The sequence below is a fragment of the Bacillus sp. JJ1764 genome (assembly GCF_036962145.1).
Classification (GTDB): Bacteria; Bacillota; Bacilli; order Bacillales; family Cytobacillaceae; genus Neobacillus.
In genome coordinates, this window is record NZ_JBALNY010000258.1 from 1 (window position 1) to 1,135 (window position 1,135).

Annotated in this window: 1 protein-coding gene and 1 other annotated feature; the gene reads left to right on the top strand. The window is 37.4% G+C overall.

What is annotated here, in order from left to right; translation table 11 throughout:
• Window positions 1-5: 5 nt before the first annotated feature.
• Window positions 6-253, bottom strand: a binding site (T-box leader).
• A gap of 190 nt (window positions 254-443) precedes the next feature.
• Window positions 444-1,135, top strand: a 692-nt coding sequence (locus V7083_RS23575; RefSeq protein WP_335482642.1) for an MFS transporter, incomplete at its 3' end; no start/stop codon positions are given.

Consider the following 1,135-nt stretch of genomic DNA (forward strand, 5'->3'; position numbering starts at 1 on the left):
TGCGCATAGAGGACGATTCTATAACCGTGGTGCCACCTCAATTTGAAGCAAAAAATTGCTCCCTCATTTTCAGATACGGAATGATTCATTCGATATCCTATCCTTTTAACGGTGGAACTCCGTGTATCCCTACTAGTGTTCAAGATACCTCTCACAAGTCCATTCGACAAATTCTCTCTTATCGGGCTCCCACCAATACCCGACTCTCTGAAAAGAAATAAATAAGTGTACTCCTCTTGTTCAACGAGTTACTGTATTAAATTATTTTGTTTTATCTTATTAGTTTTTTCTTTACCTGTCAAGAAAATTTATTCGAATTTTCAAAACAAATGAAAAGCTCGAGCAATTCTCTCTGCCATTAAAAGGATAAACCTTTCTTCATTATTTTTAAAGAAATAAGTCCATATTAACATTACAACTAATGAAGGCGGGATAGTGGACAAATGGAATATATTGAACAACTGTCGAAATCTCCAAGGACCGCAAAAAAGAAGCAGTCTCAAGCTGGTAAAAAAAATTCCGGGGAGATATCAAAACAAAAATGGGCGATCCTTTCCTTATCTTCTATTCCTTTAGTAATGACCTTGGGAAATTCAATGTTAATCCCAATCTTACCTTCAATGGAAAAGGAACTTTCCATTTCCTCATTACAATCTAGTTTGGTCATTACGGTTTATTCAATCGTTGCCATTATATTAATCCCCGTAGCAGGTTATTTATCTGATCATATAGGTCGGAAAAAGGTTATAATCCCGAGTCTTATTTTAGCTGGGATTGGAGGAATTATTTCGGGATGGGCGGCTTGGAAATTTGAAAATGCTTATTGGGTTATCTTAATCGGACGATCCCTTCAAGGAGTAGGAGCTGCTGGAGCCTTTCCAATTGTTTTGCCGTTAGTAGGTGATATGTTTAAAAATGAAGATGATGTTAGTGTCTGTTTGGGGCTTATTGAAACCTCCAACACCTTTGGCAAGGTTCTCAGCCCAATATTCGGGGCCTTTTTGGCCGGAATCCTATGGTATATGCCGTTTTTTGCATTTCCTGTATTCTGTGCCGTCTCCATCATCCTAATGATCTTTCTTGTTAAATCCCCAAAAAAGAAACAAGAAAAGATCCCATTTAAGGATTTCTTTAT